General features: G+C 57.9%; 27 protein-coding genes. 14 read left to right on the top strand and 13 right to left on the bottom strand.

Annotation, left to right across the window (positions count from 1 at the left end):
• Positions 1–90 precede the first annotated feature (90 nt).
• The 5 genes from RA28_RS11425 to RA28_RS11445 are packed head-to-tail and all read right to left on the bottom strand — an operon-like array spanning position 91 to position 4,724.
• Positions 91–2,244, bottom strand: coding sequence for a hypothetical protein (locus RA28_RS11425; RefSeq protein ID WP_039528528.1), 2,154 nt, complete (start codon positions 2,242–2,244; stop codon positions 91–93).
• Positions 2,241–3,110 carry a flagellar motor stator protein MotA gene (motA, locus tag RA28_RS11430; RefSeq protein WP_039528532.1) on the bottom strand — a complete coding sequence of 290 codons (870 nt, stop codon included), beginning with the start codon at positions 3,108–3,110 and terminating at the stop codon, positions 2,241–2,243. Before motA ends, RA28_RS11425 begins: the two co-directional genes overlap by 4 nt.
• A 40-nt stretch (positions 3,111–3,150) precedes the next feature.
• Positions 3,151–3,732, bottom strand: coding sequence for a MotE family protein (locus tag RA28_RS11435; protein WP_039528535.1), 582 nt, complete (start codon positions 3,730–3,732; stop codon positions 3,151–3,153).
• On the bottom strand, positions 3,729–4,217 hold the full coding sequence (locus tag RA28_RS11440; protein WP_039528538.1) for a hypothetical protein: 489 nt from the start codon (positions 4,215–4,217) through the stop codon (positions 3,729–3,731). Before RA28_RS11440 ends, RA28_RS11435 begins: the two co-directional genes overlap by 4 nt.
• Positions 4,218–4,226: 9 nt before the next feature.
• A complete protein-coding gene (locus RA28_RS11445) occupies positions 4,227–4,724 on the bottom strand; it encodes a flagellar basal body-associated FliL family protein (protein WP_039529392.1) in 498 nt (165 codons plus the stop codon).
• A 119-nt stretch (positions 4,725–4,843) separates the two neighbouring features.
• On the opposite strand from RA28_RS11445, the gene fliF reads away from it, so the two are divergent.
• The 4 genes from fliF to fliP are packed head-to-tail and all read left to right on the top strand — an operon-like array spanning position 4,844 to position 8,034.
• Entirely contained in the window at positions 4,844–6,436 is a 1,593-nt protein-coding gene (gene fliF, locus RA28_RS11450) for a flagellar basal-body MS-ring/collar protein FliF (RefSeq protein ID WP_039528542.1), read from the top strand.
• Entirely contained in the window at positions 6,436–7,029 is a 594-nt protein-coding gene (locus tag RA28_RS11455; RefSeq protein ID WP_039528545.1) for a hypothetical protein, read from the top strand. The genes fliF and RA28_RS11455 overlap by 1 nt, the downstream gene beginning before the upstream one ends.
• Entirely contained in the window at positions 7,022–7,309 is a 288-nt protein-coding gene (locus RA28_RS11460; protein WP_039528548.1) for a FliM/FliN family flagellar motor switch protein, read from the top strand. Before RA28_RS11455 ends, RA28_RS11460 begins: the two co-directional genes overlap by 8 nt.
• Positions 7,306–8,034, top strand: a complete 729-nt coding sequence (fliP, locus tag RA28_RS11465) for a flagellar type III secretion system pore protein FliP (RefSeq protein ID WP_039528551.1) — start codon at positions 7,306–7,308, stop codon at positions 8,032–8,034. The genes RA28_RS11460 and fliP overlap by 4 nt, the downstream gene beginning before the upstream one ends.
• 271 nt (positions 8,035–8,305) lie before the next feature.
• On the opposite strand, the gene RA28_RS11470 is transcribed toward fliP, so the two are convergent.
• Together RA28_RS11470 and RA28_RS11475 are read right to left on the bottom strand one after the other, a co-directional pair.
• A complete protein-coding gene (locus tag RA28_RS11470) occupies positions 8,306–8,914 on the bottom strand; it encodes an MlaC/ttg2D family ABC transporter substrate-binding protein (RefSeq protein WP_039528554.1) in 609 nt (202 codons plus the stop codon).
• Positions 8,904–9,701, bottom strand: a complete 798-nt coding sequence (locus tag RA28_RS11475) for an MlaA family lipoprotein (RefSeq protein WP_039528557.1) — start codon at positions 9,699–9,701, stop codon at positions 8,904–8,906. Before RA28_RS11475 ends, RA28_RS11470 begins: the two co-directional genes overlap by 11 nt.
• Positions 9,702–10,015: 314 nt before the next feature.
• Here RA28_RS11475 and RA28_RS11480 point away from each other — a divergent pair, with 314 nt between their 5' ends.
• Genes RA28_RS11480 through RA28_RS11495 form a run of 4 tightly spaced genes read left to right on the top strand, consistent with a single transcriptional unit; the run spans position 10,016 to position 12,746 of the window.
• Positions 10,016–10,471: a RidA family protein gene (locus tag RA28_RS11480; RefSeq protein ID WP_039528560.1), complete on the top strand. Its 456-nt coding sequence runs from the start codon at positions 10,016–10,018 to the stop codon at positions 10,469–10,471.
• A complete protein-coding gene (locus RA28_RS11485; protein ID WP_039528563.1) occupies positions 10,468–11,223 on the top strand; it encodes a glycerophosphodiester phosphodiesterase family protein in 756 nt (251 codons plus the stop codon). Before RA28_RS11480 ends, RA28_RS11485 begins: the two co-directional genes overlap by 4 nt.
• Positions 11,224–11,268: 45 nt before the next feature.
• Entirely contained in the window at positions 11,269–12,456 is a 1,188-nt protein-coding gene (locus tag RA28_RS11490) for a GNAT family N-acetyltransferase (protein ID WP_039528565.1), read from the top strand.
• A complete protein-coding gene (locus tag RA28_RS11495; protein ID WP_039528568.1) occupies positions 12,453–12,746 on the top strand; it encodes a 4a-hydroxytetrahydrobiopterin dehydratase in 294 nt (97 codons plus the stop codon). Before RA28_RS11490 ends, RA28_RS11495 begins: the two co-directional genes overlap by 4 nt.
• An 89-nt stretch (positions 12,747–12,835) precedes the next feature.
• Here RA28_RS11495 and RA28_RS11500 read toward each other — a convergent pair whose 3' ends face one another.
• The 4 genes from RA28_RS11500 to RA28_RS11515 all read right to left on the bottom strand — a co-directional run bounded on the left by RA28_RS11500 (position 12,836) and on the right by RA28_RS11515 (position 14,355).
• Positions 12,836–13,147 carry a hypothetical protein gene (locus RA28_RS11500; protein ID WP_039528571.1) on the bottom strand — a complete coding sequence of 104 codons (312 nt, stop codon included), beginning with the start codon at positions 13,145–13,147 and terminating at the stop codon, positions 12,836–12,838.
• A gap of 15 nt (positions 13,148–13,162) precedes the next feature.
• The gene (locus RA28_RS11505; protein WP_241481121.1) at positions 13,163–13,510 is read right to left on the bottom strand and encodes a hypothetical protein; all 348 of its coding nucleotides are present in this window, start codon (positions 13,508–13,510) and stop codon (positions 13,163–13,165) included.
• A gap of 11 nt (positions 13,511–13,521) precedes the next feature.
• Positions 13,522–13,767 carry a glycine zipper 2TM domain-containing protein gene (locus RA28_RS11510; RefSeq protein ID WP_039528577.1) on the bottom strand — a complete coding sequence of 82 codons (246 nt, stop codon included), beginning with the start codon at positions 13,765–13,767 and terminating at the stop codon, positions 13,522–13,524.
• Between the two features lie 102 nt (positions 13,768–13,869).
• Complete coding sequence (locus tag RA28_RS11515; protein ID WP_039528579.1) at positions 13,870–14,355, bottom strand: peroxiredoxin; 486 nt, start codon at positions 14,353–14,355, stop codon at positions 13,870–13,872.
• Positions 14,356–14,454: 99 nt separating this feature from the next.
• Between RA28_RS11515 and RA28_RS11520 the strand changes: the two genes are divergently transcribed.
• From RA28_RS11520 to RA28_RS11535, 4 genes are all read left to right on the top strand, one after another.
• Positions 14,455–15,666, top strand: coding sequence for an NAD(P)/FAD-dependent oxidoreductase (locus RA28_RS11520; protein WP_039528582.1), 1,212 nt, complete (start codon positions 14,455–14,457; stop codon positions 15,664–15,666).
• Positions 15,663–16,223: a 16S rRNA (guanine(966)-N(2))-methyltransferase RsmD gene (rsmD, locus tag RA28_RS11525; protein ID WP_039528585.1), complete on the top strand. Its 561-nt coding sequence runs from the start codon at positions 15,663–15,665 to the stop codon at positions 16,221–16,223. Before RA28_RS11520 ends, rsmD begins: the two co-directional genes overlap by 4 nt.
• Before the next feature lie 87 nt (positions 16,224–16,310).
• The gene (locus tag RA28_RS11530) at positions 16,311–16,946 is read left to right on the top strand and encodes an HAD family hydrolase (protein ID WP_039528587.1); all 636 of its coding nucleotides are present in this window, start codon (positions 16,311–16,313) and stop codon (positions 16,944–16,946) included.
• A gap of 24 nt (positions 16,947–16,970) precedes the next feature.
• Entirely contained in the window at positions 16,971–17,150 is a 180-nt protein-coding gene (locus RA28_RS11535; RefSeq protein WP_039528590.1) for a hypothetical protein, read from the top strand.
• On the opposite strand, the gene map is transcribed toward RA28_RS11535, so the two are convergent.
• Together map and sfsA are read right to left on the bottom strand one after the other, a co-directional pair.
• Positions 17,126–17,950 (bottom strand): type I methionyl aminopeptidase, encoded by an 825-nt coding sequence (map, locus tag RA28_RS11540; protein ID WP_039528593.1) that lies wholly within the window; start codon positions 17,948–17,950, stop codon positions 17,126–17,128. The two genes, RA28_RS11535 and map, sit on opposite strands and share 25 nt — an antisense overlap.
• A 446-nt stretch (positions 17,951–18,396) precedes the next feature.
• The gene (gene sfsA, locus RA28_RS11550; protein ID WP_039528598.1) at positions 18,397–19,095 is read right to left on the bottom strand and encodes a DNA/RNA nuclease SfsA; all 699 of its coding nucleotides are present in this window, start codon (positions 19,093–19,095) and stop codon (positions 18,397–18,399) included.
• A 143-nt stretch (positions 19,096–19,238) separates the two neighbouring features.
• Here sfsA and RA28_RS11555 point away from each other — a divergent pair, with 143 nt between their 5' ends.
• Positions 19,239–19,961 carry a competence/damage-inducible protein A gene (locus tag RA28_RS11555; protein ID WP_039528601.1) on the top strand — a complete coding sequence of 241 codons (723 nt, stop codon included), beginning with the start codon at positions 19,239–19,241 and terminating at the stop codon, positions 19,959–19,961.
• On the top strand, positions 19,958–20,671 hold the full coding sequence (locus RA28_RS11560; RefSeq protein ID WP_039528604.1) for a GNAT family N-acetyltransferase: 714 nt from the start codon (positions 19,958–19,960) through the stop codon (positions 20,669–20,671). Before RA28_RS11555 ends, RA28_RS11560 begins: the two co-directional genes overlap by 4 nt.
• The last annotated feature ends 6 nt before the right edge of the window (positions 20,672–20,677 follow it).

Here is a 20,677-nt window from a genome sequence, read left to right on the forward strand (position 1 = left end):
TGCACCCTGGGCAGCAAACGAGCGACGCGCTACGAGCCTTTCGGGGGTTCGTTGCGAAATCGCATATTGTGGGTGCGTCTACCATGGATATCAGTTCGTTACGTCGCTACCGGTCAAGTCCAACATTTCGCCGATGAGCGCACGCGCCTGAACGCTGCCTTCCAACAGAGCTTTTGCATCCGCCAACGGTTTATCGGGAAGTCGCTCGGGCGGCAGCGACAAGGAGTATTCGATTTTGGTCAGTTCCGAATATTTTCCGGGCGCACCAGGATCGGCGTTCTCGACCTGATCAGACAGCCAATTTAGACGTTGGGCGCGGTCAACTTCACCGAGTTCCGCCAAGACAGCCGCAGCTTGTGCAAAATCCCCGGCCTGTATCAAGGCGTCAGCTTTCAAACGGTTGGCCCGCTCGGAATCGTCATCCTGCAACTCAAGAAGGGCTTGTCGCGGACGCCCATTCAGCGCAGCTGCCTGCGCCCGCAGCAATGTTCTATCTTTGCGTCGTGTTTTGTCTGACGGGCGGTTGGACCACGTCATAGCCTGTTCGCCAAACCCAAGCGAAATCAGCCGATCCGACACGGAAACAGCCGTATTAGTATCTAATTTTGACTGCATAGCAGTTGGCATAGCAACCGTTTGATACAAGAAAGTGATATTATCCGCACGTTCAGCAAGCAATTGCGTGACCTGGTTCAGCGTTCTGCGCCAGTCCTTGTCCAGTGGCGACTGTTGAACACCGCGAAACGCGCCAATGAATTCACGGTTAAGAGCCATGGCCAATGCATGCGCCCGCGCCATCATTGGCCCGTAATCTGAATTGCGAAACTCCACCGAATAGGCCGCCGCAAGTTCGATTTCCCGAGGCGAAACCGATCCGCGGTCCGACCAGCGTTTCTCGATCAACCGGGCGAGCGCCAGTGCGGCGTCTCTGCCTGCGTCTGCGGTCGCGGTCACCTCGGACAGCAATGCCTCTGTTCTTTCGGTTTCGCCGCCTGCGTCAGCGACTTTTGCCTGGGCAAGTCTTGCAGCTGAACTGTCCGGATGCTCCACACGATCAACTGATCGGAGAACACGCCGCGCGGCTTCGAGATTGCCGGCGTCAGTCAGCGCTTCGGCCAACTTTGGCCCGAAGTGTCGTCGCAGATGTGCGGGTAAACGGGCAAATGACTGTTCAATCGAATTCAGGTCAATATCCGACGCGACGGATTGACCGGTCAAGAGCGCCCAAAGACCTGCATCGCCCCCGCACGCCTGTTGTCCGGAAAAGGGGGTCTGGCCCATTGCAACTTCGCCATCCATCGCCTTGGCGATGGCGGAAATTCGTGCCGCTTCGGTGGACTGTTGGGGCAATAATTTAAGAACCTGAATAGCCTCTGCACCAAACCCAAAAAAGGTGTACAGCTTCGCTAACTTGATGGTGCGGTCCTCGTTCACATGATCGAACTCCTGAAAAAGACCCTTTCGCAGTGCTGCGACTTGCATCTGAAAAGGGCGCGCATCGGACCATGAATCAAAGGCAAGCTCTGCATTGGTAATGCATTTTGGTTGGTGCAGGATGTTCGGGTTGGCGCGGTCGCCAAGATCTTGAAATTCATCTAATATTGAAGATACGCCGATGTTTTGGATCGGGTTGATCGAACTTGGAGCCAACCTGGGTACGGCAGACAGCCTGGGTCCGGGTTCCGAAAGTGTCAGATCGGCAACGTCCCGATCAGCGCCTTGCAGGATTCGGGACATCACCTGGGCTTCCAGGTCTCGGCGGCTGAGGTCCAGCAAAGGCAGATCAAGCGCCAAGGCAGGAAGCTCCGGCGTCTCTTTTGGGTTTGGCCTATCCGGGATCGTCCAGAAAGGCGATTTGGTGTCAATTGTCTCCGGCAGAACGGCTTCGCCGGGGGCAACGTCGATTACAACCATCGTGCCACGGTGCAGGAACGCCTTTGCCACGCATTGGCAACCAAAACGCAGATCAAGCGCCTCGCCGGCACTATTCTGGGACACGGCTTCCAGCCGACCGGTAGACAATCGTTGGAAAACCGATTTGGTATCAAAAACCACACCCGTCAAAGCCACATCCAGTGTTGCCCCATCTGGCTTTGGGTCCAGTTTCCATTCCGTCCCCGGGGGTATTTGGACGACGAGGCGCGTGTATGCGCCGTGCTCGCCCGATCGCACCGTCAGGGTTTGGGCACCTGCGCTGAATGCGGCGCAGACAAAAGCCCAAACAAGAACCAGCTTTCTGATCATGCAGCCGCCTGTTTGATTTCTTTCAAAGCATCTTCGAGGTCTGAGAAACCGGGACGATTGTGGGTCGGCGTGTTCTGTCGGCCGACTTCGATACACATGGCGGCATTATGGTTGTGCAGGTTAGCAACAAGAACCTCTTTGATCAGCTGATAAAAGTGATTGTCCTCTTCGACCACCGCCTTCAGTTTGCCCGCGAAGGGGCCAACGAGGCAGTAGGCCAAAAACACGCCGAGAAAAGTGCCCACCAACGCACCACCGATCAGTTTCCCCAGCACTTCCGGCGGCTGGTCAATCGACCCCATCGTTTTGATGACGCCCAAGACTGCGGCGACGATGCCCAAGGCGGGCAAACCGTCGGCCACCGTCTGTAAAGCATGGCTGGAGTGCATGGCATGGTGGAAATTGGCCTCCATCCGCTTTTCAAGAACTTCCTCGACCTGGTGCGGGTCGTCGTAGTTCATGGCGGCAGACCGCATGGTGTCGCAGATCAGATCAACGGCCTCTTTGTCTGCCCGTATCTTTGGGTAAGCCGAGAACAGAGGCGAGTCCTGAGGCTCTTCGATATGTTGCTCCAACTCGACCGGGTTGCTTCGGGCGATACGAATCAATGAAAACAGCAAACACAGCAAGTCCCGGTAATCTTCGGGCTTCCACTTGGGGCCTTTGAACACCTTGGCGATGTCCTTGGCCGTGTGTTTGACGGCGCTCATGTCGTTGCTGATGAGGAAAGCCCCTATGGCGGCTCCCCCGATCATCATCATTTCGAACGGCAACGACTTCATGATGATCGTCATTTTGCCGCCAGCGGCCAGATAGCCACCAAAAACCATGACAAAGATGAAGGCGATTCCAAAAATTCCAATCATGGATGGTCTCCGGTGGCTAAAATCTCGATGCTCACAGTGCTCATTCCTTTGGAGCGCGCGCGTTCCGCCCGGCCATCACAACGCTGATGGTATAGGCGGTTTCCGGACTTAGACCTGCCATGACGCTGGCTGCCGCGTCGGGCGGCATGCGCGAAAGAAATCCGGCAGCAAAAACCGGGTCCATCGTCTCGAACAAAGCCGAGGCGTCTTTTGGCTTCATGTTCTGATAGACGTCGGTCAGTTGCGTGAGATCGCTTTCCGCCGACTTTTCAGCGATCATAAGCGTGTCCTGCAAGGCGGCTTCGGCTTCCTGAAGTGCAACCAACTGAGAGTCCAACGCGGTCTTTGCGATTTCCAGGGCATTCTCCATATCCTGAACCGCCTGTTCGCGTTGGTTCAGATCTTCTTCGCGCCGCAACAATTCGGCAAGAAGGATACCCAAATCCTCTAGATTAGAGCCTTTTTCCGGCAGAGACTCTTGTGCGGGTTCCGTGTTGCAAGCCAAGGCTGGCCCGGCTTCGAAGCCAAGCCGCAACGTGGCCGAGCCGATCATCAGCAAGGAAATCACTGTCAGGACCCCGCCCCGGGGACGCGCCATCGATTTTGAGCCGACCTTGCTCATTTCGCCGCCTCGCGAATCGGTCGCGCGTGCCGCAGGAACATCACCCCTTCGGCAGTTTGGGGGCTATCTTTCGTATCTGAAGTTTCGTTGTCCTCAGTTGAATCGTCTTCAGTCGAAGATGGCGCTGGTTCCGGTAAATCAGCCTCGGACTCAGTTGGCTCCACTGGCTCTGGTTCCTCATTCGCAGGTTTTTCCTTTTCGGGAATCACGTCGTGCATCGAGGCCATCATAAGCTCTAACCGTTGCGCGACCGCTTCAGCGCGGTGTGTGAGAGCACGAAGTTCCTCGCCAGACTGGTCAGAGGCGGCACGGGCCGAGCCCAGGGATGCCTTCAATTCATCGGCCTGTGCGGACAAAACAGCGACTGCGCCGCCAACGCCTTTCTCCAGGTCCGTGAATCTTTTCAGGCGTCGGGCAAGCACGAAACAATACAGACCCGCCCCCAGTGCGCCTGCGACAAGCAGAATATCAGCGATCAGTTCCAACGTTGTCTCCTAATTCAACACGAATTCCGACACCAGAACATCGCGCACCCGGCCTTCGCCGACGACAATTCCGATGCGTCGCAGCAGGTGCCCGCGAATCCGCAAAAGTGCGAGAGAATCTTCAAGGTCAGACAATTCGACTGCCCGCAGATAACTGTTCAGAACATCCATGATTCGCGGCTGCAGGCTTTTGACGTCCGCCTCATAAGCGGCGTTCACTTCCAGCTGCGCGTGAAATTTCAGATGTCTTGCATCCCCCGCCTTGACCGACACGATCACGGCGGGCAGGTCGACGAAAGCAACCTTTGGCAGGGCTTCGGCCACCTTGTTTTCCTGCTTCTCAGGCGGGGTTTGCGTCTGTGCATCATTCCCGATCGGAAGCAGGCCGGTGCTGGTCGCATAGTATCCGCCCGCGGCCCCGGCCACAGCAAGAATCAACCACAGGACAAAACCTTTTTTTCCCGACTTTCTATTGGCTTGCGCCTCGTCTGCTGTCGTGTCGGTCATGCCGTCCTCATCCTTTCGCTTGGCATCCGTCATAACCCGGCAGGGACTAACCGATTGTTAAGGGCAATCGTTCAAACAGGGTCCGAGCCGTACAGAAGGTCGGCGAGTCGGAGGTGAGCGTGCAGCAGATCGGAACTGTCTGGGTAAATTTGGGCAGGCGCAAACAAATCATAGTGGCCGGCGCGGTCGCGCTTGTCTTTCTGGGTATTCTCGCCATGTCGCGCATTGCCACGGCACCGTCGATGTCGCTGCTTTATGCAGGGCTGGAAAACGGCGCCGCGGGCGACATCGTGCGCGCGCTGGATCAACGTGGCGTCGCGTATGAGATCAAAGGTGGTTCAATCTATGTGCCGGGTGCCCAACGGGATGAGCTGCGCATGACACTGGCCAGCGAGGGCCTGCCCGCCAACGGCAACCGTGGTTACGAGCTGCTCGATTCGCTCAGCGGTTTTGGTACTACCTCTCAGATGTTTGATGCCGCCTATTGGCGTGCGAAAGAAGGTGAGTTGGCGCGGACCATTGTCGGCAGCCCGCATGTCAGTCAGGCGCGTGTCCATATCGCCAACGGTTCGGCCAATCCGTTTCAACGGACCGTCAACCCAACTGCTTCGGCCTATGTCGTGCCTGCAGGGGCGCAGATAACCGGGGATCAGGCAAAAGCGATCCGGTATCTGGTCGCGTCAGCGGTCAGCGGGCTTACGCCTGAAAACGTCGCCGTCATTGATTCGAACGGGGCGGTGATTGGCGCGCAGGACAGCGCTGTCGCCTCGGATACAGCCGATGACAAGGCGCGCCAGCTGCGCGAACGGGTGCTGAGGTTGGTTGAGGCGCGCGTGGGCGCAGGCAATGCCGTGGTCGAGGTGAGTGTCGATACCGTGACCGAATCCGAGTCGATCCGTGAACGCCGCTTTGATCCCGAGAGCCGGGTTGCGATCAGCACAGACGTTGAAGAACGATCAGACAGTGCGCGCAACCAGTCGGCCGATGTAACCGTGGCCTCCAACCTGCCGGACGGTGATGGCGCCGGGGGTGACGAGTCCAACTCGACCGCTACGCAAACCCGTGAACGAGTGAATTACGAGGTCTCGGAGACCGAGGTCGAGGTGCACCGCGCGCCCGGAGCGATCAAACGGTTGACCGTCGCGGTCCTCGTCAATGGGTCGCGAATTACCGGCGCGGATGGAGTTGAAACGTTTGAGCCTATACCGCAATCCGAACTCGACGCACTGGAAGAGCTGGTCGCGTCCGCTGTTGGCTTTAGCGCAGATCGCGGTGACGTGATCACGCTCAAATCGCTGGACCTGCCTGCGGTTGACCCACAGGGCACCACGGTCGTGACGTCGATTTGGCAACGATTCCACCTCGATGTGATGTCACTGGTTCAAATGGCCGTTTTGGCCGCTGTTTCTGTGGTTTTGGGACTGTTCGTTATTCGCCCGATCCTGACGAACCAGACGGCCACGCCGGCGCTGCTGCCTGCCACGGCTTCTGCTGCCGAGGATACGCAATCTGTGCTCGTTGGCGAAGTGGCGGCCAACGACTCGGCCGAGTTCGAACCGCTGCCCAATCCGGCCCAGGCGGGCGCGGCACCGCTGCCGGGACCTCAGGGCGCCGACGCTGTGGACCGGCTGCGCTCGATGATCGGAGACAAGCAAGAGGAAACGGTCGAAATCCTGCGCAGTTGGCTTGAGGAAAGCGAGGAGCGGGTGTGATGTCGATTGCCCATCTTCTCGAGGACTTCACCGCGGGCAGCGAAGGCGGCATTCACCTGTTGGACGAGGATGCGCTTGAAGAGCAGCGATTGGCCTCTTTCGAGCGCGGTTACGGCGCGGGTTGGGAAGATGCTATCGCAACGCAACAGACCGAGCAGGATCGGGTGAGCGCCGATTTTTCGGCGACCTTGTCCGATTTGTCATTCACCTATCACGAGGCGTTGGCCCGAATGTCGCTGTCGCTGGAGCCGATGTTTGACAGCCTGTGCCGTATCGTCCTGCCAGAGATGCTGGATAAGGGATTTCCTGCCCGATTGACTGAACAGCTGAACCAGATGGCGCAAGATCAGATCGCACAACCTATGCAAGTTATCGTTCCGGTTGGATTGGCAGAACGCGTCAAAGCGATCCTGCCCCAAGCGTTATCCCCGCCGGTTCAAGTGATCGAGGATCCCGCATTGCAGCCCGGGCAGGCGCGCGTTCAGGTCGGGACCGCCCGGCGACAGGTGGACTGCAGCGCCCTGCTGGCCTCGTTCAGCGGTGCCTTCGATGCCTATGTTTTTGAAGCGAAAGAGGCTTTGTCAAATGAGTGATACGTCCGCACAGAACACCAACAAACCCAACCCTTTTGAGGCCGTGCCAATTGAAGTGACCGTGTCGGTAGGTCGGGCGCGACCACTTATCCGGGATCTGCTGAACATGGGGGAAAACGCCGTTCTGACGCTCGACAAACGGGTCGAGGATCCGGTTGATTTGTATGTCGGCGATCAGTTGGTGGCTCGGGGCACATTGGAAGAGGTCGACGGCGACCAGCCAGGGCAACTTGCCGTTCGGCTGACCGAAATCTCAGATTTGAGCAACGGTATCGGATGATGCGCCGCCTTGTATGGCTGGCGGTTCTGATACTGGTGCCGACCTTTGCGTCGGCGCAGGAGGTGTCGCTGTCGCTGGGTGAGGGCGGGTCGATCTCGGCGCGGTCCATTCAGTTGATCCTGCTGATCACCGTGCTGAGCCTTGCACCTGGCCTGGCCATCATGATCACCTGTTTTCCATTCCTGATCACGGTATTCGCGATTTTGCGGCAAGGGATCGGCCTGCAGCAATCTCCGCCAAACATGCTGATTGTCAGTCTGGCGTTGTTTTTGACGTATTTCATTATGGAGCCTGTGTTCTCCGAGGCCTGGGCCACGGGTATTCGGCCACTGGTGGACGAAACATTGGGTGTAGAACCGGCGCTGGAACGCGCACTTATCCCGTTTCGCGAGTTCATGGCCGCGCGGCTGGACAGCGAGACGTTTCAGGCGATGGCCGCGCTGCGTCCGGGTGGCAACGATCTGCAGCCTGGGCCGGGCGCGCCACTATCCGTGTTACTGCCGTCCTTCATGCTGTCCGAAATCGCCCGCGCGTTTCAGATCGGATTCCTGGTTTTCCTGCCTTTCCTAATCATCGATCTGGTTGTCGCGGCGGTGCTTATGTCGATGGGCATGATGATGGTTCCGCCTGCCACGGTTTCGCTGCCGTTCAAACTTGCGTTTTTTGTGATTGCGGACGGCTGGACGCTGATTGCCAGTGCTTTGGTGCGCAGTTACGTCCCGTGAGTCTGCCAATTCGCCTAAAGCTGACCTGTGCGCTGTCGGCAGTGCCAACACGCGCGTTTGCGGCCGCAACGCGTTTCAATATCAACTGAGTGAAGATGTCGTTTGGATCGCAGCAGATCGGAATGGCAGTCCAAAACTGACTTCTGCGGGCACGGCACATGACAATTACCCGCCACCGGCCTCGACCCCTAGCACTCCACCCGAGTCAACCCGGTCGATTTTGACCTGGAAATCAAAAGGTTAAAAGTGGCACGATCTGGAAAAGACAAGACTACCCGATCTTGTTTTGGTTCATATCCTTGATCAGACGGTTCAAGTCTCCGCCGCGGGCATCCAGCATGGCACCAACTTCGGTGCGTTCCGTCAGCAGCATGTTCACGCCTTCGATAAACATGTTGAAGAACTTATCGCGCCCGGATTTGTCGGAAACCAGAAACGTCACCTCAAACGGGGACGAGCCTTGCAGTTTGACCGAAGTGCGGACCTCATAGCCTGCTTTGATTTTCCGAGCATTGCGAACGGTGACCTGGCCACCGATGAATTCGCGAAAACGGCGCCCGTATTTGTTCGAGATGTAACCTTGAAACGCCTTGGTGAATTGCCGGATCTGAGAGGGGCTGGCCGAACGGCCATCGGCCCCCAGCACATAGCGCGCCATGATCGGAACGTCGGCGTATTTCACAAAAATCTTCTCGAAATCGCGGATCATCGCCCTTTCCGATTTGCCCGAGGCGATCACGCGGTTGATTTCATCCACCACGCTGACAACGAGCGCCTTGGCGCTGGCTTCGGTCTGGGCAAACGCAGGAAGCACGCTGAGTGCCATGCCTGCGAGGCCGGTTGCAATAAAACCGCGTCGGTTCAGGGGATTATTCAGCATAAGGGTCCTCGTAGGGGTCTAGGTAGGGGTCCCTGACAGGGTCGGTCCCGATTTCGGCGTATGGGTCGTCATACAGTCCCAGATAGGCGTCCTCATCATCGCGCGCCAGTTCAAAGCGGCGATTTTGCAGGTAAATTGTTTGCGCCTGAGCATAACTGTCGGCGCTTTCATACAGAATCGAGTCCACCGTGTCCGAGAAACGCCCCCGGTCGCCCATGCGCCGGACAACCTCGGCATAAACGCCGATGTTGTCGACCGGACGGACCGGAGTGAAATTGATCGGGTTCGAGAAAAGATTGAACACGACACCCACCGCATCCCGCGCGGTGGAGGGGCCATAAAACGGTAGTTCGACATAAGCGCCTTCGCCGACGCCCCACACATGCAGGGTTTCTCCGAAATCGGTGTCCACCGGCGGCAGATTCAGTTCGTCGGCCGGTTTGGACAGACCGAATCCGCCAACGGTTGAATTGATTACGAACCGCAACAGCGCATTTCCGGATTGCTTGAGGTTGCCCTGCAAGAGGTAATCCAACGCCTGGCCCGGCATCGTCAGGTTTTCGGCAAAGTTGCTGAAGCTTGTGACCATCGGGTCAGGCACGATTTTGACATACCCTTTCGACGCGGGGCGAAACAGAAACCGATCCACGCCCAAGTTGAACTTGTGAATGCCTCGATTGGTTCGTTCATAAGGGTCAAAGACCTCTCCGCGTGCGGCTTCCTGCGCTGGTTGCGTCGCGCAGGCAGACAAGACCGTCATAACGGACAGGACAATCAGCAACTTCATGCGGGCTCGGGTGGACACGGTCCTCGTCACTCCAAATGCCACCCGGCGCGAGATGTCCGGGTTATCAAACAATACGTCCGCTGCGCTGTGGTGGCGCAGTCCAATGTCACATAAACGTTTCAACGCCGTTTTGAAACTCCTAGCATGTACCCCGACAAAGGCGCTTGGGTAAAGTGACACTACATCAACACATTCCAAATGAGAGGAGAGGCGCTCAGACCGCTGGCAATTTGCAATTTGCCGCTTTCTTGCTTTTCGGCGCTGCCGTTCCCGGTTAGCGTCCGCCCGAGTCGAATTTACCAAAGGATCATCTCATGAGCATCGCTGCGAAACTGGAAAGTCTGGGTGTCAATTTGCCGGACGCGCCCGCGCCGGCGGCCAACTATGTGCCCTTCGTTCGGGTCGGAAACACCGTCTACGTTTCGGGCCAGATTTCCAAGGCCGATGACCTGATCACCGGCAAGCTTGGCGATGATATGGATGTCGAGGCAGGCGCTGCGGCGGCAAAGGTTTGTGCGATCAACCTGCTGGCCCAAGTCAAAGCCGCATGTGGTGGCGACATCGATAAGCTGGTTCGGGTGGTGAAACTGACCGGTTTCGTAAACTCGACAGCCGACTTCACCGCCCAGCCCCAAGTTATCAACGGCGCCTCGGATTTTCTGGTCGAAGCATTGGGTGAGGCCGGTCGCCATTCGCGTTCTGCCGTCAGCGCAGCGTCTTTGCCGCTGGGCGTGGCCGTGGAGATCGAAGGGATCTTCGAAGTTCAATGACACCGCCCTTGCCACAGGTGTTCTTGCAGTGCCCAATCGCGCATCGGGCGCTGCATGATATTGCGGATAACCGACCCGAAAACAGCCGGGCCGCCATTCTGGCCGCCGTTCAGGCCGGGTATGGAATTGAAATTGATCTGCAGATGACCTCGGACCGCAGGGCAGTGGTGTTTCATGACTATGATATGAAACGCCTGACCGGCCAACCCGGCCCAATACGTCAAGTAACCGCCGGGCAAGCGGCCGAAACCGCGCTGCTGAATGCGGATGACGGGATACCAACACTGGACGAAGTTCTTGAACTGGTGGCCGGTAAAGTTCCTTTGTTGATCGAGTTCAAGGATCAAGATGGCGCTATGGGGCCTGACATCGGGCCATTGGAACAGGATGCGGTGCGGGCGTTGCAAGGCTATGAAGGGCCGGTGGCCCTGATGTCGTTCAACCCGAACTCTGTCGCGGAATTGGCCCGGCTGGCGCCGCATTTGCCACGCGGTCTTGTGACTTGCTCGTACCAGCCAAAGGTTGAACTGTTGCCGCGCAAGGTTTGCGATCAACTGCGCGACATTCCCGATTTCGATCGCGTGGGTGCCAGCTTTATTAGTCACGAGGTGGCAGACCTTGATCGTCCCCGCGTCGCCGAGCTTAAGGCGCGAGGTGTTCCGATCCTAAGCTGGACAATCCGATCGCCCGAACAAGAGGCAGAGGCGCGCAAGATCGCCGACAATGTGACATTTGAGGGCTATCTGGCTTGATCCCGTCGCGTGCAGTCACAGATTAGGATCAGACGCGGAGGGCAAATGGATCAGGCACAGATCGAGGTTCAGGTTCTCGGATCTCTCTCGCAGATTGCTGCGGATGAGTGGGATGCGTGCGCTTGTCCTGAAGCGGCAGACGGCGGTCGCCCCCTTGACCCTTTCACGACGCACCGGTTTCTGATGGCGTTGGAAGAAAGCGGATCGGTCGGGCGCGGGACAGGTTGGCAGCCGCAATACCTGACGGCCTATCTGGACGGCGTTTTGATTGGCGCTGCACCGATGTATGCCAAGTCGCACAGTCAGGGCGAATATATCTTCGACCACAGTTGGGCCCACGCCTACGAAAGCGCCGGCGGGCGGTATTACCCAAAACTTCAGGTTTCAGTCCCGTTCACCCCTGCCACCGGACGCAGGTTTCTTGTGCGACCGGGCTACGAGGCGATCGGCATGTCGGCGCTGGTGCAGGGTGCGGTGCAACTGGCGGCGGACAATCAAATCTCATCCCTGCATGCGACCTTCTGCACCGAGGATGAGGCGATCTCGGGCGAGCAGATGGGCCTGATGTTGCGCAGCTCTCAGCAGTTTCATTGGCTGAATGACAACTATTCGGATTTCAACGGATTTCTTGCCGCGCTGTCGTCGCGCAAACGCAAGAACATCCGAAAAGAACGGGCGCAGGCAGGTGATTTTGGCGGTCAAATCCACACCTTGACAGGTGACGATCTGCGTCCCGAGCATTGGGATGATTTCTGGCGCTTCTATCAGGACACGGGATCGCGCAAATGGGGCTCACCGTATCTGACGCGTGAATTCTTTGATATCGCGCAGGAAACCATGTCCGCTGACATGGCGTTGGTCCTGGCCGAGCGGAACGGGTACGCGGTCGCAGGCGCGTTGAATTTCATCGGGCGCGAGACACTGTTTGGTCGCTATTGGGGCTGTACCGAGCATCACCCCTGCCTGCATTTCGAGCTGTGCTACTATAGGGCGATTGATTTTGCCATTGCCCACGGGCTGAACCGGGTCGAGGCAGGCGCGCAGGGTGAACACAAACTGGCGCGCGGTTATCTGCCGACGCGCACGTATAGTTTGCACTGGGTTGGCGATCCGGGCTTTGCTGAGGCGGTTCAGAAATATCTGGACGCCGAGGCCCGTGCAGTGGGAGAAGAGATTGAGATTCTGACGGATTATGGACCGTTCAGAAAGTCGAACCCGGAGGAACAGCAATGACCGAACTTTTGTCGACCGAGACCCGAGGGCCACTGCTGGACCCGCTGTTCCAGAACGGCTGGACCATGGCGGAAGAACGCGACGCGATCACCAAGACTTTCGTTTTTGAGGACTTCGTTCATGCGTTCGGGTGGATGACCCAAGTCGCGATCTGGGCCGAGAAATGGAACCACCACCCCGAATGGTTCAACGTCTACCGCACTGTCGACGTGGTTCTATCGACCCACGATGTCGGTGGATTGTCTGCGCTGGATGCGAAGCTGGCTCGCAAGATGGACAGTCTGGTCTGAGGCGCATCGCCGTTTTCGGTCGCAAACACTGACCGCGCCTCAACGCGGCTTGCGCCGATTTCCGAAGGCCAGTTCAAGCGCGACACGCCCTAGCGGTTGTCACCGCGCGACCCCATGCCGCCCGCCAAGGACGCGGCAACGCCCATTTGTTTGAATTCGTCGGGAGTGACCGTGCCGCTGCTCACGTTGATATTGCCGGGAATGCCGGTTGTTCGGTTCCCCACCTGGCGCACGCTGCGGGCGGCTGGATTAATATCGAGGCAACGCTGTTCATAGCATGTCAGGCCGCTGGTGTTGATCTGGATGCGCGGCTGTCCGTCCGGTCCGGTCACAACAGGGGCCTGCGGTACGTCGCAACCCGCAACCAGTACCAAAATCCCGATTGTGATCCATTTGTTCATGCCATGCTCCGGGCTTTAATCAAGCTGGCCGTTTTCATTCTTGTCGGCCGCGTCAAAATCATCCGCCATTTGGGCGTCATACTCCCCTCGGGAAATAAAGCTGTCGCCGTTCCGGTCAACGTCCTGAAATTGCTTTATGTCCAAAAACGGTTTGGCCTCGTCCAGACCCAGTGTCCCGTTTTTGTCTTCGTCCATCTCTTGAAAGGCATAATCCGAAAAGGCATTGAATTCGTCGCGCGACAGAAAACCGTCATTGTTGGCGTCGATGGCGTTCAGTTCCTTTTCATTCAGTTCCGCCACGGTTTCCGCGTTGGCCACACCGGTTACAAGCAGGGCGGCTGTTGCAAATAGTACAGATCTCATTCCGGCTCTCCTCAGCATGCGTATCTCTGACCTTCAAACCCACCCGCGGCTGCGCCTGCTGCCGTAAGAATCGCCTTGCCTGATCCACCGCCAAACTGATTGCCGATTGCACCGCCGATCAGCGCGCCACCCAGTGTCCCGGACAGGCATGCGATCTCATGCTGTCGCGCGGCCTGCTGTTGCGGTGTCGGGGCTGGCCCGCAAGCGACCAGCAGACCGGCACCCGCCAAGGCCAGCGTGAATAGTTTTATCTTCATGACAGACCTCCGCGTTTCGTCGACTCAACTATTGGCCGAACGGAACGGTCTATCAAGTAAATTGCTGAGTAAAAGCCCCGGCAATGCCGGGGCCAATTGGATTCAGATGACGTCCAGCAAACCTTCGCCCGCCGAAATCTCACATGCACCCGGGCTTTCTTCCAGGTTCAGGGCAACGACTTTGCCATCCTCGACCAACATCGCATAACGTTTCGACCGCGCGATCAGCCCGGCGGGCGGGGCATCGAAATCCATGCCGATGGCCTTGGTGAACTCGGATGCGGCATCGGCCAGCATGGTCAATCCGGCATCTGTTGCTCCGGTGGCCTCGCCCCAGGCTTTCATGACAAATGGGTCGTTGGCCGAAACACAGATGATTTCGTCCACGCCCTTGGCGTCGAACTGATCCTTTGTTCGAATGAAGCTGGGCACGTGGGCAGAGTGGCAGGTTGGCGTGAACGCGCCGGGCACCGCAAAAATGACGACTTTGCGGCCTTTGGTCTTGTCCGAGACGCGAACTTCTTCCGGTCCTTCCGCGCCAATCAGGGTCAGAGTGGCATCGGGCAGAGTGTCGCCTGTTGAAATCATTTTTTGGCTCCTGTCGTTTGGATTTGCAGAGTCGGGCTCAGCCGCAATATAGGTGACCAAGTGGATGTGACCACGGGAATTCGACAGGGTGGGAGGAACATGAGCCATATTGTCGTGATCGGTGCGGGACAGGCGGGGTCTTCACTTGTAGGAAGACTGCGCAAAGACGGTTTTGACGGAGATATCACCCTCATCGGTGCCGAGCCGCATCTTCCTTATCAGCGCCCCCCGCTGTCCAAGGCGTATCTTTTGGGTGAGATGGAGTTGGAGCGTCTGTTTCTGCGACCCGAGAGCTTTTATACCGAAAACAACATCACATTGCGACTGGGCCAGCGGGTCAGCGCAATAGATCCGCAAGCCAAGACCGTGACGGTGGGGGATGATGTGATTTCGTACGACGAATTGGCTTTGACAACCGGCTCGGACCCGCGCCGTTTACCTGCGGCGATCGGGGGTGATCTGGACGGCGTTCACGTGGTTCGGGATCTGGCGCATGTGGACGACATGGGGCCGTTTGTGACCGAAGGTGCGCGCGCCCTGATTGTGGGCGGCGGATACATCGGGCTGGAGGCAGCAGCGGTCTGCGCCAAGCGCGGCGTCAAAGTCACTTTGGTCGAGATGGCAGACCGCATCCTGCAACGGGTCGCGGCCCCCGAGACAAGCGACTATTTCCGCAATTTGCATTCGGAGTATGGCGCCGATATCCGCGAAGGTGTCGGGTTGGATCGTTTGGTCGGCGAAGGCGGCAAGGTGGTCGGCGCGGTACTGACCGACGGCACAGAACTTGAAGTTGATCTGGTCGTTGTCGGTGTGGGCATCGCGCCTGCGACCGAGCTGGCCGAGATGGCAGGTTTGGAACTGGACAACGGTATCAAAACCGACGCCCACGGGCGTACCTCGGACCCATCGATCTGGGCGGCGGGTGATTGCGCGTCTTTCCCGCACAGGGGTGACCGCATCCGATTGGAAAGTGTCCCCAACGCGATTGATCAGGCGGAAGTCGTAGCGCAGAACATGCTGGGCGCGGCCAAGGATTATGTCGCGACACCATGGTTCTGGTCGGATCAGTATGACGTCAAGTTGCAGATTGCCGGCTTGAACACCGGCTATGACCGCGTCGTGACCCGCAAGGGCGAGGGGCAGACAGTTTCGTTCTGGTACTATCGCGGCGATAAGCTGATCGCCGTGGACGCGATGAACGATCCGAGGGCCTATATGGTCGGCAAACGCCTGATTGAATCGGGCAAAACCGCCGATCCCGCAATTGTCGCCGACGCGCAAGCGGACCTGAAACCGCTGCTCAAGGCGTGAGGATCATAGCGGGTGAGTTCCGCGGCCGCGCTTTGGCCTCGGTCGGTAAAGGAGACGCGGGCGCACATTTGCGCCCGACCACCGACCGGGTGCGGGAAAGCCTGTTCAACGTGCTTGCGCACCAAATCGACTTTGACGGCTTGCAGATTTTGGACCTGTTCGCAGGTACCGGCGCATTGGGGCTCGAGGCTCTGTCGCGGGGTGCAGCAAAAGTGACTTTCGTCGATGACGGACGGGCTGCACAAAGTCTGATCCGCAAGAATATTGACCTGACACGCAGCGCTGATCGCACCAATCTGATCAGGCGGGATGCAACCCGACTGCCGGAAAATACAGATACCCCGTATGACTTGGTTTTTCTGGATCCACCCTATGGCAAGGCGCTGGGTCAAAAGGCAATCGCTGCCGCTGTGACCGGAAGGTGGATCAGCGATAACGCTCTGCTGGTTTGGGAAGAAAACGCGCCGATGACTGCCCCGGACGGGTTTGACCTGCAAACCGCGCGCAAATATGGTGACACGCATATCTCTTTGATGTGGCGCAATGTTTCAGCGTGAAACAGGCGCAGCAGGAACCCGCTGACCCCGAAATTGCCAGACTACATCGTTTCGGTTAGCCCGGACAGAAAACATACGGAGGCTTTCATGCATGATCTGGTTATTTTTGATTGTGACGGCGTTCTGGTTGACAGCGAACCGCTATCCAATCAGGTGCTGGTCGACAACCTTTCACGTTACGGCCTAAAGCTGACCGTCACAGAAAGCCTTGGCCTCTTCCTTGGTGGTACGATGGCCGGCGTGCACGAAAAGGCGCGTCAGATGGGCGCTGACCTGCCGGATGATTGGGTCGACCAGATATATGCCGAGATTTATGAGGGCCTGCGCAAGGGTGTTGCCGTGATGCCCGGTGTTCCACAGCTTCTCGATACGCTGGATGATCGTGCAATTCCTGCCTGCGTCGCATCGAACGGCAGCCCTGAAAAAATGCAGATCACGCTCGGTCAGAACGGCCTTTGGGAGCGGTTCAGCAATATGGTGTTTTCAGCGCATGTTTTGGGGACCGCCAAACCCGACCCTAAGATGTTTCAGATTGCGGCGCAGCATTTTGGCGCGTCCCAAGCGGTTGTGATCGAAGACAGCGCCAGCGGTGTAACGGCGGCGGCGCGCGCTAACATGCGCTGCCTCGCTTATGCGCCCGAAGGCGGTGGTGAAAAATTGGCCGATCTCGGGGCAGAAGTCTTCACCGATATGGCCGAGGTGCCGAGGCTTTTGGGAATTTGACCAGGGCATGTTATTGTCGCTGCCATGGACCACGCACTGACCCCTCCGATCTGGGCTGTATCAAAGGACACGGACACAACGACGGGCCCACCGACAAAGCCGTTGCGCGCACCGGTTTTTATCCACGATGCAGTCATCCCGTGGCGGGATGAAACCTTGCTTTTGAAGCTGCTACGCGATCAGGCGGTGGACGAAGAGGAATAGGTCGGGTGGTATTTGTTGCCCGGCGACAAGGTGAAAATCTCGACCCCGTTTGCAGTCACACCCACCGAATGCTCGAATTGCGCTGACAGCGATTTATCGCGGGTTACGGCCGTCCAGTCGTCAGCCAGCGTTTTCGTTTCGGGCCGTCCAAGGTTCACCATCGGCTCGATGGTAAAGAACATGCCTTCTTCCAAAACAGCTCCCGTGCCCGGCCGACCATAGTGCAACACATTGGGCGGAGCGTGAAACACGCGGCCGAGGCCATGGCCGCAAAAATCGCGCACAACGCTCATCCGGTGCGCCTCGACATAGGCTTGAATTGCGTGACCGATATCGCCGAATGTGTTGCCCGGCTTGACCGTCTCGATACCTTTGAAAAGGGCGTCATGGGTCACTTGAATCAAGCGCTCCGCCTTGCGTGGCAGTTTTCCGGCCACATACATCCGCGAGGTGTCACCGAACCAACCGTCGACGATAACGGTCACGTCGACGTTGAGAATGTCACCATCCTTGAGTTTCTTGTCGCCGGGAATGCCGTGGCAGACAACATGGTTAACGCTAATGCAACTGGCGTGCTGGTAGCCTTTGTAGCCGATCGTCGCCGAGGTCGCGCCCGCATCTTCCACCATCCGGGTGATAATGCCGTCGATCGCGCCCGTGGTCTGGCCGGGAAAGACGTGCTCAGCGATATCGTCGAGTATCCGCGCGGCCAGCGCCCCTGCCGCGTGCATCCCGGCAAAGTCACCTTGTTCATAGATGCGGATACCGTCTTTTGTCAGACGGCCACGATGTTCCTTCATCGACGCTGAACTCCAAATGTTGCGCGCAGCACTCCTTTTACGCTGCTTGTGCAGAAAGTACCAGAGGGTGCGGTGTCGCGGGCCTCAGGATTGCCGTTTCACATTGATATTTAAGCCCGGTTTCATATTGTCAAATATGCGAGCCCGCTGACAAAAGTCGGTCGACTGTCCTGCCAGACACCTTACGATTTGAGGTTTCAATTGAGTTTTGGTCAAATTCTCGTTGTAGTTTCGATCCTTCTTCTTTTTGCGATCTGTATTGCCGGCGTCGGTCTGGCGCGACGGGCACGGAGGAACGTGCCGCTTCAGACGCATGCTGCGCACGCGCCCCGATCCGGACTTGACCAGGCAAAAATTGTGGAAAGCAAAGGCGCAGGGATGGCTGACGGCGGCAGGTGATCGGCAAAGATGGGTGCGACGGCTGTGGATGCCCGGTTGCGCAGCCGTCAGTTCTGGATAGCGTCGCCAACCAGAACGCCGTCAGGCGAAATCAATGTTCCCAAAACCAGCTTTTCGACGCCAGTCGCCTCGGCAGCTTCGAATGCTGCCGCATAGGCCGGATCAATGTCTTTCGCCAGCGCGAACCGGTCACAATCGGTGCGTTGAACGAGGTATAGCATGATGGCCCGATGACCTTGTTTGGCCATTTCAGCCAGCTCACCCAGATGCTTGGTTCCCCGCGCCGTTACGCTGTCTGGAAATTCGGCTAGTCCGGGTTGGCGCGACAGCGTCACGCTTTTGACCTCGACATACGCATCCGGCAAGCTCGGTTGGGTCAACAGGAAATCAATTCTGCTGTTTTCGCCGTACCGAACCTCGGGCCGGACCGTTTGATATGCTGCCAGATCGGAAATCTGCCCGGCCTGCAGCGCCATGCGCAGGGCCTTGTTGGGAACCGAAGTATCAACCCCCGTGAAATGCCCATTTTCGTGATCCACCAATCGCCAGCCAAACTTCAGCTTTTTCTTCGGATCATCATTCGGTTCAAGCCAGATTTTCGTGCCCGGTTCAGCCAATCCAAGCATCGAACCGGGATTGGCGCAGTGCGCGGTTACATCTCGCCCGTCCTCAAGGGTGCAATCGGCCAGAAAACGTTTGTATCGGCGGATAAGGCGGGCGGGGACCAGTTTGGTGGTGAATTTCATGCCATCTGCCTTACCGTGCGGTTGACGGCAAGGGAAGTGCCCGACACCGTTTCGGGCAAATCCTCTTCGCCCGACAATCAAGCCTTGCGAGCCGGATCAAGACAGATATCTTGCCCACACCCTGCAGCACGAGAGGACAGATCATGCCAAACCCCACCGCAGCCATGCTGGTCATTGGTGATGAAATTCTGTCGGGCCGGACACGTGATGCAAACATGCACTTTCTGGCGCAGGAACTGACGAAACAGGGCATAGACCTGAAAGAGGTCCGTATCGTCAGTGACGACGCGGCTGCAATCGAGCGGTCGGTTAAATCGCTGTCCGAAGACTACGAGCATGTGTTCACCAGCGGTGGAATCGGCCCGACGCATGACGACATAACTGCCGATTGCATTGCGCGGGCGTTCGGAAAGACGATCGACATCCGCGCTGATGCGCGCGCGCTCTTGGAGGCGCATTACGAAAAATCCGGCCTCGAGTTGAATGCAGCCCGTCTGCGCATGGCCCGTATCCCCGAAAGCGCGACGTTGATCGAAAACCCGGTGTCAACAGCGCCGGGATTCACGCTGGAAAACGTGCACGTGATGGCGGGGGTGCCGTCGGTCTTTCAGGCGATGGTGGCCAGCGTTCTGCCCACCCTGACCGGCGGTGCGCCGTTGTTGTCGCAAACCTTGCGGGTGGACCGGGGCGAGGGCGACATCGCAGCGACTTTGTCATCTCTGGCGAAGGACTTCGGCGATCTTTCAATCGGGTGCTATCCCTTCCAGATCAATGGCGTTTTCGGGGCCAACGTCGTGATCCGGGGCACCGAAGGCGGGCGCATCGATGCCGCCGTAACCCGCCTGGCCAGAGATCTTGAACAGTGAATGTCAATTGGGCGGACATCGTCGATGGCACCTGGCCAGCGGCCCGATACGAAAAACTCGGCCCATTTCAACTGCGCGAGGGGCGTGGCGGTGGTTCAAGGGTGTCGGCGGCCAGTTCTGTTGGTCCGCTCAGCCTCAAGGATGTCGAAGCCGCGGAACGGGCGATGCAGGCAATGGGCCAAAAGCGCATTTTCTGCCTGCGTCCCGGCGACGAGGGTCTGGATGCGCTGTTGGCGCAGCGCGGGTACGACATTCTCGACCCCGTCAACATTTACACCTGCCCAGTGAAGCAGTTGACGGACGTGACAGTCCCGCGCGTAACGGTCTTCACAATCTGGGAGCCGCTGGCAATCATGCGCGAGATTTGGGCGCAGGGCGGGATTGGGCCCGAACGGATCGCCGTCATGGAACGCGCCACCGGGCCTAAAACCGGTTTGCTGATGCGCCAGAACGACCAACCCGCAGGCGCAGGTTTTGTCGCAATCCACGACGGTATCGGCGTAGTGCATGCGCTTGAAATTCTACCGTCCCATCGCCGCCAGGGATTGGGGCAGTGGGCCATGCGCGCTGCAGCCATCTGGGCGCAGGACAACGGTGCCCATACGCTCGGCGTGATTTGCACCAAGGCGAATGACGGGGCAAATGGCCTTTATCATTCACTCGGCATGCAGATCGTGGGAGAGTACCACTATCGCGTCAAAGGAGACTAAACCGCC

The organism is Ruegeria sp. ANG-S4, assembly GCF_000814005.1.
Lineage (GTDB): Bacteria > Pseudomonadota > Alphaproteobacteria > Rhodobacterales > Rhodobacteraceae > Ruegeria.